Origin of the sequence: Leuconostoc sp. S50 (assembly GCF_016624925.1) — a bacterium.
GTDB lineage: Bacteria > Bacillota > Bacilli > Lactobacillales > Lactobacillaceae > Leuconostoc > Leuconostoc pseudomesenteroides.
In genome coordinates, this window is the sequence record NZ_JACVUE010000001.1 from 1 (window position 1) to 17,207 (window position 17,207).

General features: G+C 39.8%; 10 protein-coding genes and 2 tRNA genes. 10 read left to right on the plus strand and 2 right to left on the minus strand.

Features of this window, described 5'->3' with window-relative positions:
• Positions 1-162: 162 nt before the first annotated feature.
• From IAE53_RS00005 to IAE53_RS00015, 3 genes are all read left to right on the plus strand, one after another.
• A tRNA-Asn gene (locus IAE53_RS00005) sits at positions 163-235 on the plus strand.
• 4 nt (positions 236-239) lie between these two features.
• Positions 240-312: transfer RNA gene (locus IAE53_RS00010), tRNA-Thr, on the plus strand.
• 267 nt (positions 313-579) lie between these two features.
• A complete protein-coding gene (locus IAE53_RS00015; RefSeq protein ID WP_200136368.1) occupies positions 580-3,711 on the plus strand; it encodes a BspA family leucine-rich repeat surface protein in 3,132 nt (1,043 codons plus the stop codon).
• A gap of 94 nt (positions 3,712-3,805) precedes the next feature.
• Here the strand turns inward: IAE53_RS00015 and IAE53_RS00020 are convergent, their stop codons facing one another.
• Entirely contained in the window at positions 3,806-5,122 is a 1,317-nt protein-coding gene (locus IAE53_RS00020) for an Nramp family divalent metal transporter (protein WP_200136369.1), read from the minus strand.
• Positions 5,115-6,059, minus strand: a complete 945-nt coding sequence (hemH, locus tag IAE53_RS00025; RefSeq protein ID WP_200136370.1) for a ferrochelatase — start codon at positions 6,057-6,059, stop codon at positions 5,115-5,117. The genes IAE53_RS00020 and hemH overlap by 8 nt, the downstream gene beginning before the upstream one ends.
• A 194-nt stretch (positions 6,060-6,253) precedes the next feature.
• Here hemH and IAE53_RS00030 point away from each other — a divergent pair, with 194 nt between their 5' ends.
• From IAE53_RS00030 to IAE53_RS00060, 7 genes are all read left to right on the plus strand, one after another.
• Positions 6,254-6,787, plus strand: a complete 534-nt coding sequence (locus IAE53_RS00030; protein WP_010278468.1) for an rRNA large subunit pseudouridine synthase E — start codon at positions 6,254-6,256, stop codon at positions 6,785-6,787.
• A 50-nt stretch (positions 6,788-6,837) separates the two neighbouring features.
• Entirely contained in the window at positions 6,838-7,554 is a 717-nt protein-coding gene (locus IAE53_RS00035) for a YebC/PmpR family DNA-binding transcriptional regulator (protein ID WP_200136371.1), read from the plus strand.
• 285 nt (positions 7,555-7,839) lie between these two features.
• On the plus strand, positions 7,840-13,203 hold the full coding sequence (locus IAE53_RS00040) for a S8 family serine peptidase (protein WP_200136372.1): 5,364 nt from the start codon (positions 7,840-7,842) through the stop codon (positions 13,201-13,203).
• A gap of 322 nt (positions 13,204-13,525) precedes the next feature.
• Positions 13,526-15,817: a hypothetical protein gene (locus IAE53_RS00045; protein WP_200136373.1), complete on the plus strand. Its 2,292-nt coding sequence runs from the start codon at positions 13,526-13,528 to the stop codon at positions 15,815-15,817.
• Positions 15,818-15,969: 152 nt separating this feature from the next.
• Positions 15,970-16,290: a hypothetical protein gene (locus tag IAE53_RS00050; protein ID WP_370568009.1), complete on the plus strand. Its 321-nt coding sequence runs from the start codon at positions 15,970-15,972 to the stop codon at positions 16,288-16,290.
• A gap of 101 nt (positions 16,291-16,391) precedes the next feature.
• Complete coding sequence (locus IAE53_RS00055) at positions 16,392-16,694, plus strand: type II toxin-antitoxin system RelB/DinJ family antitoxin (protein ID WP_200136374.1); 303 nt, start codon at positions 16,392-16,394, stop codon at positions 16,692-16,694.
• A complete protein-coding gene (locus IAE53_RS00060; protein WP_188352860.1) occupies positions 16,691-17,035 on the plus strand; it encodes a type II toxin-antitoxin system PemK/MazF family toxin in 345 nt (114 codons plus the stop codon). Before IAE53_RS00055 ends, IAE53_RS00060 begins: the two co-directional genes overlap by 4 nt.
• Positions 17,036-17,207 lie beyond the last annotated feature (172 nt).

The following is a 17,207-nucleotide window of genomic DNA, read 5'->3' on the forward strand; positions in this document are numbered from 1 at the left end:
GCACCTGACTGTTAATCAGGTTGTCGCCGGTTCGAGCCCGGCAGTCGGAGTTTTATGAGAAGCGAACCAGTTGGTTTGCTTCTTTTTTTCAACTAATAAATGGTTGACATGATGGGTTGTTCATGGCATAATAAAATAGTTGTGTTAAGCAACAAATGTCATTCCGACTTAGCTCAGTTGGTAGAGCACCTGACTGTTAATCAGGTTGTCGCCGGTTCGAGCCCGGCAGTCGGAGTCATGCCGACGTAGCTCAGTTGGTAGAGCACGGGTATCGTAAACCTGGGGTCGGAGGTTCGAATCCTCTCGTCGGCATATCTACTTATCAATTTATAATCACAGAGATGCCCAACTTCTTGCAAACTAAGAAGTTGAGCATTTTTTATATTTATCTAAATCAACAACGAAAACACCGTTAAGAAATGTTGGTCTGTGATTGTGACAGATAAATAAAATTAGCGGAGACGACATCATGTCGTCTCCGCTTTTTAGGTTAACGTTCACAATTTGTTCACTAAAAATTCGTCTGGTCTTCCACCCCCCTAGTAGAATGAGGGTCTAGGCTACTAATGGAGAAAAATCATGCGTTTTAACAAACAACTCTACTTACCAATATTAATTACCTTATTAACCGTCACAGGTCCAGTACAGGCCGTGACAGCTGCCGAAGTGATGACAGCTGATGACGTCAAAACGAATAAAAAGCTACGTCTACCAAATGACGGTCGCTCTGACTTGCAAGAATTGATTCAGCGCGTCGCTACTGGTGATACGGGTGACGGTCAGCCAACAGAGCCGGAACCTGATGAACCCGAGACACCTGAAGTAGCCGAACCGGAACAGCCAGAAGAAACAGACCCACCAGTTGAACAACCAACGGTGGCGAAGGCGGATAGCAAACCAGCTTCGTCTGCAAAGGCACCACGAGGAATAACGACAAACGCAAACGGCACTAGTACTTGGACGTTTGATTCGGATACTGGTTTGTTGGTTTTTGGGGCGGGGCAATTAGCACAGAGAATTGATCAGAATTTGGAAGCCGCTGGACTAGTTGCCACACAAGTCAAGAAAATTCAATTTGAAAGCAACGTGATAGCACCAGTATCAGTGACTTATTTATTCGCTAACTTAGGACAACTCAGTGAGTTTATTGATTTGCAAAATTTTGATACGAGTAATGTAACCTCGATGTCTTATTGGTTTTACAACAGTAAAGGACTGACTAATCCTGATTTGAGTGCGTTGAATACCAGTAATGTGACAAGTATGTCTTATATGTTTTATGGAAGTGGTGTCACTAGTTTGGATTTGAGTAGTTGGAATGTTGATAAAGTGACAACGTTCATAGCTATGTTTTATAGTGCCACTAATGTAAAAAGTTTGAATTTATCTGGTTGGGGTGCTAATCGTACCGCTACGACTGTGGATATGAGTAATATGTTTGAAAGTACAGATCAGCTAACCGATTTGAATGTGATCAACTTTAGCACAAATAATGTAACTGCTATGTCATATATGTTTGCCAATACGTCCTTGACTAGTCTAGATTTAAGTAGTTGGAATGTTGATAAAGTGACAACATTTGGAAACATGTTTCGGAATGATAACAAGTTGAAGACATTAAACCTCTCTAACTGGGGCGTCAATCGTACAGCAATTAATGTTAATATGCAATACATGTTTTATGGAGTGAGCACATTAACTAGTGATGGTTTAAGGCTAATTAATTTTAAAACCATCAACGTAACCAATATGTATTATATGTTTTACGGGGTGGCTTCCTTGACCAATCTTGACATCAGTAATTGGGACGTTACTAAAGTGACAAACTTCGGTTATATGTTTAATAATGCTATCGAGTTGGAGACGTTAAATCTCTCTAACTGGGGCGTCAATCGTACAGCAACTACTGTTAGCATGGCCAACATGTTTCAAAATACAAATGCTTTAACCACTTTAAAACTGACTAATTTTTCAACGACCAATGTCACGGATATGAGTAATATGTTTAATAATAGCGGTGTGTTAACATTGGATATTAGTAGTTGGGACGTTACTAAAGTGACAAATTTCAGTTATATGTTTAATAATGCTACCAAAATGGAGAGATTAAATCTATCTAGTTGGGGCGTTGATCGTACAGCAACATCAGTTAATATGTATGCTATGTTTAGGATTACGTCTGCATTGACTAGTTTGGATTTAACGAACTTTAAGACCACTAACGTCACGAATATGAGTTATATGTTCCAAAGTACCGGTTTGATGGAGTTGAACTTACATGATTGGGATGTGACCAAGGTAGTGAATTTCAATTATATGTTTGATAATGCACTCAAGTTAAAAAACTTGAACTTATCTAACTGGCGAAGTAGTGATTCGTCAACTAGCACTGTTATGACTCATATGTTTCGTCAAACGGTGGCATTAGAATCATTAACCTTAACCAATTTTACAACTACAAATGTGACTGAAATGAGTTATATGTTTGCTGGTAGTAATGTAAAAGTTCTAAATCTCCACACTTGGGATGTTAGCAAAGTTATCGCATTTCCATATATGTTTAACAATATGTCGCAACTAACAACCTTGAATTTATCAGGTTGGCGCCACAATGATTCTTCAACTAGTACTTATATGACGAGTATGTTTCAATATACACCTGCTTTAAAATCGTTAATATTAACTGACTTTACAACAACGAATGTTACTAATATGCCTAATATGTTTCATAGTACAGGACTTGAATCTTTGGATCTTCATACTTGGGATGTCAGCAAAGTTGGTTCATTTCAATCGATGTTTGATTATTCGTCGCTAAAGGAAGTTAATTTATCAGGTTGGCGACAACAGGATTCACCTGTTGAAACCAATTTTAATGTAATGTTTGCTCATACACTTTCGTTAAAAAGTGTGATCTTCACAGATTTCAATACCGAGAACGTTCAGAGTGTGTCATCTATGTTTAGTGGGTCAAGTATAGAAACGTTAGATTTGAGCAGTTGGGATTTTAGAAATTTGGGGAGTGTTATGGATATGTTGAGAGACACAAAAAAGCTCTGGCGAATTACTCTGGGTGAAAATTGTCAGTTTTTAGGAACTCCTACCTTTACAACCGCACCTCAAGTAGGTACAACAATTACTGATAATGATCAGACCTACAAAACAACCACTGCCTCTTGGCAAGAAGTTGGTGCAGGAACAGCACATAACCCAAAGGGTGCATTTGTAACTACTGACGAAATGTGGTCTGATACGGCAACCCGTCCAGTTACCTATGTGTGGGCGCAAGCGCCCACTTTTGATGGCGTTGCTAACCTTACCTTTGGCACACTGGGGGCTGGGAATTTCCGTAACGGCAACAAACCATTGGCAACTAATATGACAACTGGCTCAGTTAATCTCATCAACTTGGAAAGTGGGATACCATACAAAGTGTCTGTGGCGCAAACAAGTGATTGGACCACAGTCGGTCTATCAGCAACGATTTCAAAGAATGATTTGAGTATTCAATATGGTGAAAATAAATTAACCAATAGCGTTGACTTCTGGTCGGGTAATTCGACAACCAGTCAAAAGAGTATTTTGTTTAATCACAATGCCACTAACGCATTTAGCATTTGGCTAAATCCTAACGCGGTGATTGATACTGCTTTATTAGATAGAAAGAGTATAGGGTCAGAACTAACTTGGACTTTAAGTGAAACACCATAATACAACCAAAAAGTCGTGCGGGTCTCAACTCTCACGACTTTTTAACTGACAATATAATCATTAATCATTTCAACATGTAGTAATTAAATGAATTTTAGGCTAAACTCAAAATCAACTGCACATTCAAAATAGTCAAAACACTCGCAATTAAATAACCCAGTACTGTCACCCACTTTTGGTTAACAAATCTTGTCGTCATGTAGCGTGTTTTGCTGGTGAAATACACGAGTGGAAACATCGAAAATGGCAACGCTATACTGAGAAAAATTTGTGAGTAAACAATCAGTTGGTCGAGTACGCCTTCTTTTGCGCCAAATAAAATCACCAGTAAAATAACAGGGATAATTGCCAAAAGACGCGTGATAACACGTCGTAACCAGAGTGGGAGTTTCAAGTTAGTGAAACCCTCCATGACAATTTGACCACTTAATGTGCCAGTGATGGTGGCGTTTTGACCTGAGGCGAGCAAGGCGATAGCAAACAAAGTGCTCAAAAATGGTGACGCAATTTTACCTGCTAAATGTGGATTTTGCAACGCGTGGTACAAGTCACTGAAAGCAGACAGATTGGCTTGCGTACCATAGAACAGGGCAGCGCCAAGAATCAGTAACAAAGAGTTGATAACCAAAGCGACGAATAAGTGAACATTAGAGTCCCATTTTGAAAATCTCACGGCCTCAGCGACTTGTGCAGGATCGTTATGATCAAAACGACGAGTTTGCGACAAAGAGGAATGCAAAAATAAATTATGTGGCATAATTGTGGCACCAATGATGCCAAGTGACAGGACCAATTGCGAATGGTGGAGTAGACTAATTTGTGGGCAATAGCCACGCAATAAATCACCCAATTGCGGTTGCGCTAACGCTACTTCATAGGCAAACACCAAACCAACAGCAAAAATTAAAATAAACACAATGGCTTCAACGCGTTGAATCCCAAATTTTAGCAACGCTAGTAGCAACAAAACGTCCAAACTGGTAATTAAAATACCAATAAATAATGGTATTTTAAACAGCAAGGTTAATGCAATCGCAGAACCGACTACCGAGGTGATATCGGTTGCCATCATGGCGAGTTCAGACAATAACCACAATAAGATTGCAACGGGACGATTAACGTGCTGACGAATAATTTGCGCCAAATCAAGCTGTGTCACAACCCCCAATTTGGCGGCTAAATATTGCATTAGCATTGCCACTAAAATTGACATCAGAATGACTGACAATAGCAAATAACGATAATGAATACCACCCATAATCGACGTGAGCCAATTGCCTGGGTCCATATAGCCCACCGCAATCAGAGCGCCGGGACCACTATAAGCTAAGAATTTTCGCCAAAACGCACTTTCATAAACGCTTGGTACGGTAACAGAATTGTTGATTTCAGAGAGACTTTTCTCAGTCATGAGCCACCTCGTCAGTGGCTAACTGTGCTAAAAAGCTAGAAAAGTCAGTGGAATCGTTAAAAGATGATACGACATCATACAATTCGCCGCCCGCACTGCCAAAGGTTTGATAGCCTTGGACACTAATTTCTTCAAGTGTTTCGAGGCAATCTGCCACAAATGAAGGGGCAACAATTAACACGCGCCGTTTACCGAGTACAGGCAATTGTTGCAAGGTGGGTCGCAAATATGGCTTTAACCAAGGCATGGGACCAAACTTTGACTGGAATACTTGGGTGACATTGTCGCGGTTTAGTGACGGTACCAATGACATCAAATTTGTGGTTGTGTCCGTACACTGTTGCAAGTATGGATCGCCTTTGCGGACATACGAGCTGGGAATGCCGTGGTAGCTGACCAGCAACTGATCATATTTATCAGGATCCCACTGATTAGACACCGTCTTGGCGAGAAGTTGTTGATAACGTTCGTGTTGGTAAAAGTCAGTAATGATTTGTGTGGGAATTCCTGTGGCTTCGACTTGGTCAACAATAGATTTTGTGGTTGTTGTACTATATTGTGGAAAAAGTGGGAGGACAATGATGTTGTCAACACCGGCGTTTTGTAATTTGTGTAGTTCACCAGCAATACTTGGTTGACCGTAAGTCATGGCATAGTTAACCTGCCAGTCAGGCAAAAGCGCTTGAATCTGTTGTGCTTGCAATTGTGTATATTGCATCAAAGGTGAACCCAATGGTTGCCAAACATGTTGATAAAACGTCGCTGAACGCCATGAACGAGTGGGCAAAATAATGTGATTGAGAATTGGTTGCCAAAGCCATTTTGGCATTTGAATCACATTAGGATCAGACAAAAAGACTTTGAGATACTGTTTGACTGCTTGTGTGGTAGGCTCGGCTGGCGTGCCAAGATTAACAATTAATAGACTATTTTTCATAATTTTCCCTCATTAACTAGTATAAATTGAAGCAAGTCCTTATCGTTTGATAAAAGTAGTACAAGAAATGGGATAATCTGTCAGGTTATTGAGGCGAGTATGGGTGGATGTGATACAATAATAATGCTATTAAAGCAAATCACCGCATTGATTTGCTTCTTTTTTTACAATGACAAGGACGCTTCTAAAACAGCATGATTGTACTATTTAATAAACCTTATAATGTATTGACCAAATTCACAGATGATCAAGGACGAGCTACCTTAGCTGATTACATCGACATTCCGCGTGTCTATGCGGCAGGGCGTTTAGACATGGATAGTGAGGGGCTATTGTTGCTAACCGACAATGGCAAGTTGAATCATGAACTAACTGATCCTGAGAATAAAGCCTACAAAACTTATGTTGTTCAAGTAGACGGTATTCCAACAAAAGCCCAACTGCGTGAATTAGCGCAAGGTGTCATGCTCAAAGATGGCATGACCTTGCCGGCCAAAGTGAAACGAATTCCGTATCCAAAATGGTTATGGGAACGTGAAAAGCCGATCCGCGTCCGGCAAAATCAACCGACGAGTTTTATTCAACTCAAAATTAAAGAGGGACGCAATCGTCAAGTGCGTCGCATGACAGCAGCTGTGGGAATCCCGACGTTACGGTTGATTCGCACGCATATTGGTGACTATCACATTGCTGATTTGAAGCCAGGTCAGTATCGTGTGGTGAAATAGGCGACGAACCGGTATAATAGTAAAAGATATAAATTAAAAGAGGTGACCTCATGGGACGTAAATGGGAAAACATTAAAATGAAAAAGGCGCAGACTGATGGTGCTGCCGCCAAAGTTAACAGTAAATATGGAATTGAAATTTATGCTGCTGCCAAGCAAGGTGGTAGTCCTGATCCAGAAGCTAATTCAACTTTGAAGTTTGTTATCGAACGTGCCAAGCAGGCACAGGTACCAAAGCATGTTATCGAACGTGCTTTGGAAAAAGCCAAGGGTTCGGGCGATGAGACTTTCATTGAAGGACGCTATGAAGGATTTGGTCCTAATGGGTCATTAATTATTGTGGATACCTTAACTTCTAACGTTAATCGTACCGCAACCAACGTTCGCACGGCCTTTAACAAAAATGGTGGTACTTATGGCGCTTCAGGTTCTGTTAGCTATCTTTTTGATGAGACTGGTGTGATTGTCTTTGAAGGGGATGATGCTGATGGTGCCTTAGAGACATTATTAGATGCCGAAGTAGACGTTCGTGATGCGGAACAACAAGATGATCAAGTCGTAGTTTATACAGAACCAACTGCATTGCATCAAGCAATTGCGGCATTGCGCGACAGTGGTATATCTGAATTTTCGACCACTGAAATTACGATGTTGCCACAATCAGAAATGACACTTGAAGGCGACGATTTAGAAGCATTCGAAAAATTAGTTGACGCCTTAGAGTCAGATGAAGACGTGCAACAAGTTCACCACAACGTGACCTTATAATAAATATCTTTCACTAAGCCAATAACATGTTATTGGCTTTTTTTGTGCGAATATGTGCTAAAAATAATAAAAATATCATTTTGAAAATGTTCTTGATAATGGATATAGAATAGGCTAATCGACAGTATAAAACCTGCTGTAAAGGCTTTAAAATGGCTTTTATGAGGAATTATGCCCAAAAAAAGAAGTTTGTAAACAAACTGTGAAAAAACGGTTTATGGGGTAAATTTTATACTATAATGGTGCAATGTTCATGAACAAAAAATTTGAAGATGAGAGAAGAATATGAGAAAACGACGAGCTTATCTAATGTTCTCGGGCTTTGCCTTGATGGCTATTGCTGGTACAACGGTTGGTGTCAACACCTATCAGCAGCATCGCCTAGCGCCCTACAAGACCGCAAAACAGCAAAAAGTGCAGACGGTCGTCCAGAACTTCCCGACAACTGTTGTCAAAACTAAAGCACAAAAAGCTGATGATTTGAAAACAAAGGGAATTGAGACGCCTTATGACACGCAACTCACTGCGCAAGGCAAAAAGCCTAAAGAAATGACGTTAGCAGAAAAGTCTAATACTTATGTGAAGATGACTTTGAGCTTGTCGGCTGAGGCGGCAGCGCAAAAATCAAGCACGCCAAACCCTGACGGTACGTCAGCAACGCTGAATCGTATCAATCAAGCCGAGCAAAACGTAATTGACCAACAAACGCCAATCAAAAATCGTGCCGAGCAAATTACTGGTAAAAAAGTTCTTAAACAAAGTGGTTATTTGGTCAATACTTTGTCAATTATGGCTAAGCCAACACAAGTGAAGCAACTCTCGGCCATTGCTGGCGTGAAAGAAGTTCATATTCAAAGTGTTTACCAGCCGGCAAATTCTAATGATAATGATCTTGCCCAAGTCACTGACGATTGGCGTTCAGCGCATGGCGGTGACGGCAGTGGTATGTTAATTGCCGACATTGATTCGGGTATTGACTACACGCACCCTGATTTGAAATTAACCACGACAGGTACTAAACAGGCTAAGTTAAGCAAGGATAGTTCAAAACTGTTCCAAAAATTCAGTTCGTACGGTGTTTATCAGTCAAATAAAGTGCCATTTGCCCACAACTATGCGGATAACATTGATTCTCAAGATGAGTTAAAAGACAGTGGGATTACTCACGAACACGGACAACACGTCGCTGGTATCTTGGCAGCCAATGGTAAAGTCAAAGGGGTTGCACCTGAAGCGCAATTGCTGGATATGAAAGTGTTCAGTAATCATCACAACGGGGCGTCAACTGATTCAATTGTGGACGCCATTGAAGATTCAGTAAAGCTTGGCGCTGATGTTTTGAACCTATCATTAGGTTCATCATTGACTAACTATTCTAGTCTGATGCCGGAAACAGCTGCGTTAAATCGTGCGGCTAAGTTGGGTGTTGTGCCAGTTGTCGCGGCTTCAAATGACGGTCGTGCTTCAGCTGAGCAATCTGACTTACATACCGTGGCACACAACCCAGAGGAGGATATTTCAATTAGTTCCATGTCAGTTGCTGACGGTGCTATATCGGTAGCTTCAATGGAGGGCACGCAAACGCACGCGTTGACGACCAACTTCTCAGATAGTACAGGCAAGACATTTAGTGATAAAGTGCCGGTGCGTGTGTCACCAGGGATTCCAGATGACTTCTGGACGAAGAAACATACGATTAAGGATAATGGTGTGCCCATAGTTGATGGGAATCAAAACTTTGATGAGACCAAAAAGGCTGATTGGCAATCAAAAGGTTTCTCTGCGGGAAACGATGTTCATAAAATCAAAATCATTCAATACAATCCGGATCTCAATGCTGCTACGACAGTTAAAGATATGCAAAAAGCTGCAAAAGATAACGATGCCGATATGGTGATCTTGGTCGACTATAAGGACCGACCATTGCCAGAATGTGACTTTGCACCAGTGGATAGTGCAAATGCACCCGCAATGTTAATATCATATCAGAGTGGCCGTCAATTGTTAGCCAAATTACGAGGTATGACACCCGACTATGATGGGCAAGCTGAGGTTGAAAATGTTTCACTCGCTTCACCAACGACCACAACTGCTGATAATCAAGATACAGGCAAGATGAGTACGTTCACCTCTTGGGGATGTACACCAGATTTGAATTTGAAACCTGATGTTACGGGTGTCGGAGGCAATATTTGGTCGCTGTCTAACAAGGACTACGCTCAAATGAGTGGCACAAGTATGGCGTCCCCATTTGTTGCGGGTACGGTAGCTTTGTTGAAGCAGCAAGCCAACAAGCAACACGTCAATCTCGGTCAAGGTAGCAACAAGTTCATCAAGAATATGAAGACATTGCTGCAAAATACAGCGCAACCGGTATACAGTAAAGATGGTCAAGCTTACTATTCACCGCGTCAACAAGGTGCTGGTCTGGTTCAAGTTGATAATGCAATCAAATCACACACCGTCGTTACTGACGCCAAAGATCAAGATGGTGCTGTGGATTTGAAGAGCTTTAGTGGACAAACAAAGACATTTACTTTAAACATTAAAAACGTCGGTAATAAAGCAGCTACCTATTCGATTAACGGTCTTGGTGGTGTCGCAACTGAAGTTCGCACGACTGATCCTAAAGCGCCAAACGAAGTGGGTATTCGAACGACTTATAATGCACTCGGCATGGCATTAGATACAACCAGTTTGAATGGTGCTGGGACTTACTATTATCGTGATGAGCAACCTTATCTAGACTTGGTGAGTGAGCATAACATTGATAACGCTAAATTAACAACTAGTCAAAATCAAGTGTCTGTGCCAGCAGGTCAGACAAAGACAGTTACCGTGACAGTCACTGTGCCAAAAACACAAGCTAAACAGAGCTGGGTAGAAGGCTATGTTCAAGTTAAATCTACCAAAGATAGCGAACCTGCAGCTAATATCCCATATTTTGGTTACTATGGCGATTGGGATGCAGGGCAAGTCATTGATAAGCCGGCACAGGAAAAAGGATCAATCAAAGGTTGGGGTTATTTAGGTGATGCTCATTATTTGCGGCCATTAGTGACAGGGAATACGGGTATAGCTTCTAATGAATACGTCACACAATATACCAGTGATAATGAACACGCAGCGATTTCATTCCAAAAGAGTAGTGCGCATCAATCGGCCGTTGATTTAGAGTACATGTTACGTTGGACAAAAGAAATTGATGTTGATGTGTTGGGTGCTGATAAAAACACCGTTTTGACACATTTAGCAACGTATCAACAGTCTAAACCAGGACTGATTAGTACAGAATGGAACGGCACTGTACCAAACTCGAAAACGGGTAAATCTGATAAAGTGGCTGATGGTGTTTATTACATACGTACCAAAGCCCAAATGTTAGATGGTGCTAAAACAGAGACTGTATATCGTAAGTTAACCGTTGATAATGTTATGCCAAAAGTTGCCAATGCGCATTTAACGTATCAAAAGGACGGTGTTCATTTAACTGCCGATATTAACGAGAAGGGTTCAGGTATGTTTGACCTTTCAAATGACTACGTAGGCGGTAGAGTTGAGTTACGTTTAAATTCTATTATAAGTTCTAATCAGTTTGATACACCTGAAAAGGAGAAAGCTGCTGGTTGGTTACACAATCATTTTGATGTTCTTTTGAACGAAGACCAAGTTGAAAACTTGAAAAAGCAAGATAACAAGGTTGAAATTGGTTTGCGTGACCGTGCGGGGAATGGCGATTGGTACGAAGGTCAATTTAAACTAGCCGTTGAGGGTACCAATGAAACTAAAGGACAAGTGGATCAATTAGCAAGTAAATTCAGTGTTGATTATCAAAATATGATTAATCTGACTAAAGTTAGAGGTGAAAATAGCCAGTCATCAATTGATCCGAATCGAGTTCATGTTCAAGTTGGAGAGCGGGCGGATCCCAATAGTGAACCCGGGGCAAATAAAAGTATTAATGCATTTGATTTAAAAGCGGTCGATTTGAAGTACTGGTCAATTCAAATTAATGGCTCTTGGAATCAAAATAAGCAATTCAATGTCACGTCATTTGATAATCAAGACAAACAAATTGATCATGTGGTTGTGACAGCTAAAAATGGTGATTGGTCAACTAGAGTTAAGGTAGGTAAGCTTGGTTATCTAAAGTTTACTGACGCGTCGGGTAAAGAGTTGACTAAGCCGGTGGTCCCAGAGATTCCTGTTGGCGAGGGAATTGATGCTGAAATAAATCAAACTGCTCTGGCAAACGAATCACACGGTAAGTGGATTAAACGCGGAGACCAAGAGATTCTTGTTGTTCCGTATAGTACAAGTAGCCTAAACATTAATGGTGCATTCACTGGCACTCACATGCCAGATAAGGTGTTGATTTATAATAATCAAGTGATTGATCAAGATTCCCATGCTATTCGAGTCACAAATCCAATTTGGACTGATAATCACTCAAATATGCAAGTCTATACTGGGCAGTCTGGTTTAGAAAAGAATGTTGAAGCGACCAAATTAGCAGCTGATGGGTCATATAGCGGTCAGGTCAGCCTTTGGGATGCGCAAACATTAGCTAATTTACAAAATAACAGTCTGGACCTGCCGAAAGCTACTAGTAATTATGAAGGTGCTGGATCAAAAGATTGCAACAGTAATGGACTTCAGAGTGTTCAATTTACTGGTTATGAGGCCGAGTATGGCGATATATTACCACGAATTGTAAACTTCGGAGGTGGAAATGGGTACTTTAATAATGCCTTTTTCCAGAACGATGTAGCGGCCAACGATCCTTTGCGTCACTATAGGTGGACACTGTCTGATTTTTGTAAGACATTCAGCATGCCGGTATATCGTTTACCAAAGGGCGAAAGTCTGTCATCTGTCAAGGATAATGGTGCAGAAAATGATTCAATCCTGCCTTTGAAGCCAGAGCGCAGTACAATCGCACTAGGACTTAATGATAAGTTGCCAATCATGATGATTGGTTCTGATGTTGCCATCACACCAAGTAACCTGCTTGATGAGACTGGCGCCTTGACGTGCTATAATCCATTTACACAGGACTACACGATAACTGGTTATGCTATTCCATCAATTAAGAATTTGCGCTTTGTTTTGAATAGTGCTAACCCTGATGACGCGTCAAATCAAGTCAAAGTAAATCCAGATGGTAGTTTTAAGTTCGTTGCTCATCATGTGGGATCTGTGATTGAAAAAACGTTTGTCGTGAAGTATGATCAAACAATCAATGGCGAGACAACTGCAAAGACACAAGAACACGCGTTAAAAGTTAACTTGAGCCAACCAGCCATTCGTCTTGACACAGACACCCATTGGGTGCAACGACCAAATAGCCATCATTTTGATGTCTATACATCCAACACAAGCTTCACATTAAGTGGACAAGTATCTGCTTATAACACTGGTGTTGCAGTAAACGTCAATGGTGAAAATGTTTTCGTTGGCAAGACTAATTGGGACGATGCAAGCAAGTATGGCACGCCATATCTTGGCTTTGCCCCAGAAAAGTTCAGCAAGACCTATCAACTGAACAAACATGAAACCACAACATACAACGTGATGCCATATCAGTTGACTGATACTGGTAATCGTGGTGATACGTATGAAGTTGTCGTTCATCAAGTCGGTAAGTAAAGTGACTTGATTTGAGCTAATAGATAAAGAAAAACATTCAAATTTTTTAATTTGAGTGTTTTTTTGGTTCAAGCTCAATCAATCAGTGGCATTTAAAAAAACTATATATTATTTTGCAAATGCATATAGGACAAGTCTTTACTACTTAAATTTATGTTTTGACATGTATTTTGTTCACAAATAGTTCACGGGGTAGACATATTTGGGATATATACTATGAAAATGTTCAATAAGTTCATGAAATTTTTGAAAACTTTGCCGTAAGTTACAGAAAAATTCAAACAATGAACAAAAAAAGAGAACATTTGAGGAGAAACAAACAATGTCTAAACTTAAATCAGCGCTATTACTTAGCGTTGCGCTAAGCCCAATTTTTGTCAGTGCCACATGTGGTATTGAGGTCGTGCACGCTGATAATGCTGCGTCTCGTCCAATTAAGGTAGCTAAGGCAGTCAAAAACGATAGTGCCAAACAGGTACAAAGCAAAGATAGCGATGTAATTGCGTTTAGTGACAAAGATTTTGCCCAACGATTTGAAAAAGGGGCTTACTTCAAAAAGGAAGCCGATTTATATGGTGATAATGTACCCAAAGATGATTCGACAATGGCTGCTCAAGATGCGGGATTTATCGCGTCAATCATTGGTGATGCTGTTAAGACTGAATCAACTAGCCCTGCATTGTTAAAAGCGTTAGGCTTCGCGGGTCCTTTGGGAGCAACACTTGGTTTTTTGATTGATATGTTTACACCAAAAGCTAGTGACGATACTAGCGATGCTCTTTTAAAGTTGGATGGCAAGTTGCTCGAGCTTGGTGTTAGTATGGGCAATGACTCGAAAGCTGTTGGTGAACTGGTTAAAGAGGAGTCAATTAATAACAGGTTAAGTGCCTTTAAAGAAAAATATCAAGCAATCAGAGACGAGTCGGCGTCGATTGATGACAAAGTCCAACTGGTTCATACTGATTATCACAGTTCTTTAGCAACAAATGATGTTAAAGCTCTGAAAAAATATGTTGAAGAATATGCCAATCTTTACTCAACTGCATCATATGGTGCTGATTCCGTAAGAGGCGGGGTGAAACCAGTAAAGGACGAAAATATAAGTAATTTTAACAACTTGTGTCGTTTTGGCGAAAATATTATTGATTCTGATAGTAGTAAGAATGACGTATTTAAATTGATGACAGACTATGAGTCGTTGAAAGAGTACTTTAATACAAAAACTTTTGCAACTCGTGAAGCATTTAGTGATGACATCATGAATCATTATTCAGTCTGGTTGCATCAAATGTATATTGCAATTTTATTGGATTACTCCAAAGTAGTGGGGCAGATAGATAATATTACATCATCAAACGAGTATACAAGTAGGACGGCTGACAAATTTGAGAAAGATTACCCGATAACTAATGATTTACTCGGCAATTTGCGACGAGACGCGCGCTTAGATCTTCGTCGCTTGGGATTTGACTCATTGACTCGTGCCGATTACAAAATAAATGATTATATTAATAATAATTGGATCAAGCAATCTAGCCCGACCAGCGTGTTTGTGGACGGTGAACATTATACCTTAGCTGCGAATGCACAAGCAGTTAACTATGCTTATGCTAGGACTGTTGAGAATAGACCAACTAAGACAGCTGTTGGTATTGATCCTGATTATCAAGCTAAGTTAGCTGCTGCACAAAAAGCTGTTGAGGATGCCGATGCCAGAGAACATGAAACTCATTATGCAATACCATTTAAGAGTGCGCCGTGGTTGGAAGCTGTGGAAAAACAAAAATCTGCTCATAAAGTATTAGATCAGCTAAAGGCAGATGGCAATATTCGTTATGAGAATAAAGTAATTCTCGACACCAATGGACAACCACTGCCAGGTAAACTTAAAGCAGAAGAAAAAACAACTAACGATGGTAAAATAATCTACTCATATGCAAACAAGTCTTGGGTCTATAATAGGTTGGATGCAAAAGAGTTTGGAAGTAGTGAACCTATTCCAGCTTGGTATGTCGCAAAATATTTTGCAAATAAACACGATTTTGCCAAAATTGACGCCCTTGACGACAATGGCTGGAATATGAATAGGGATACAAAGGTTGTCTGGCAAGGGGATCATAAAGTAGATAATAGTGAATGGAATGCTGCACTTGAACATTTAGCCTCAAAAGATTTCGTGAAGGAGATACAAGACAACGCCAATGTTAAAGGAAAGCAAGGGGTTAATCATGTGTTGGATGCGAATACGAGTACACAAAAAAGCGGAGAACCGTTTCTTGGTTTTAATCGCGCTTATGATTCAACAACTGTGGCAACCGACACTTATAGTTTAGATGGTTCGAAAGCGGGATCTGATTTGTTTTCTTCTCCATATTATCAAGTTAATCTGGGGTATTTTAAAAATAATAGTTATCATGAACCAAGTAAGGACGATAAAACATTTTATCAACAAATTAAGCAGTCACCTTCAGCAAAAATAACAATTGGTAATAGTAATTATGACACAACACCAGTCAGCCTGATTATGATTCCTAAAGATGGTGATAGTGTGCTCAGTGGATTGAATAATGGGAATAAAGTACCAGCAGCTCCAGACATGTACGTTAATCAATAGTATGATTGAATTACCAAATTAATGAATAGTTTAATTGTTGTGAGTGCCTTAATTTAAACAAACACCCAAAAGCGTTCTTGTCTTTTGGGTGTTTGTTATGTAATAATAACAGATCGTGTCTATATATTGACATCAAGTTCATGTTATCATGAATGAATACAAGAACAACTTTTGAGCATGAGCGAATTGAGGGGAAAATGTTTAAAACAGACAAACTTAAATATTTAGAGAATTTTCTAGACAAGCATCCGAATTTAAATGATGATGAAAAGCAGGTCATTGAAAATACCATTGTTAATTTAGGTCGACCAAGTGCATTGCAAGACAGAGAAATCACACATTTGACGAATTTATTCCAAAAGTTGTCTCTAGATAGCAAGCTATCAGATGATGGCAAAGTCTTGTTGAAGCAATTGCACAGAAGCGATTGGTTTTATGGCATACTCAATAATTTAAAGTTTTTTGGTAATTGAGTTTTTTTATAGCCAATTCAGCATAATTACTAACAATAGATAACATATACTAACAAAATGTGTTATAATTTAAGTAAAGTATATTAAGTGGGGTGCACATTATGAAAGCAATTCAAGTATCTGCTCGTGTTGATCCAAGCATTAAAGATGCTGCTCAAACAGTCTTCGAACGTCAAGGTTTAGATATGGCTACTGCTATCAAGATGTTCATCACTAAGACGGCTTATGAGCAGCAAATACCATTATCAGTTCAAGAGACCCATCAACAGCCATATCCTGATGACTGGTTCAATGAACAGCGTGTTGCTAATCGTGACGCAATCACGCGCTTAGCACTTAAAAAGTCACCTATACAAGAGTTGGACTTGTCAAAAAAAGAAGACCGTGAGGAATTTTTGCAATGAGTGATGATATTCGCGAGCATAGCATTATGATTGCTGATTTAGCCTTTGATGAAGGGCGAGAAGTAGGCTCCAAGGTGAGACCGGCATTTGTAGTGAAATACGATAATCAGCGGATTACTTATTACAAAATAACTAGTCAATATGATGATAAATCAGAATATTTTAAGAGTAAGTATTTTGAAATTAAAGATTGGGTTTATGCGGGCTTAAAAAAGCCATCTTGGATAGACACGTTGAAATTACGTAGGGTCGAAGAACAATACGTAGTTATTAAATTTATCGGTTATCTGTCACCTAAAGATGAAAATAGATTAGTGGCGTTTTTATCTGATTTAGAATGATAAAAACATAAATTATTACATTCTTAGATGTATTTAAGAATAGTATCACAGCCAGCCCAGCACAGCACGTCATAATGAAAATGGCATTTAATAGGAAATAAACAATAAAGCAATAAAAGCGCTTAATTCATACCACATGAATTAAGCGCTTTTTTTCTGAAACAGGAACAAA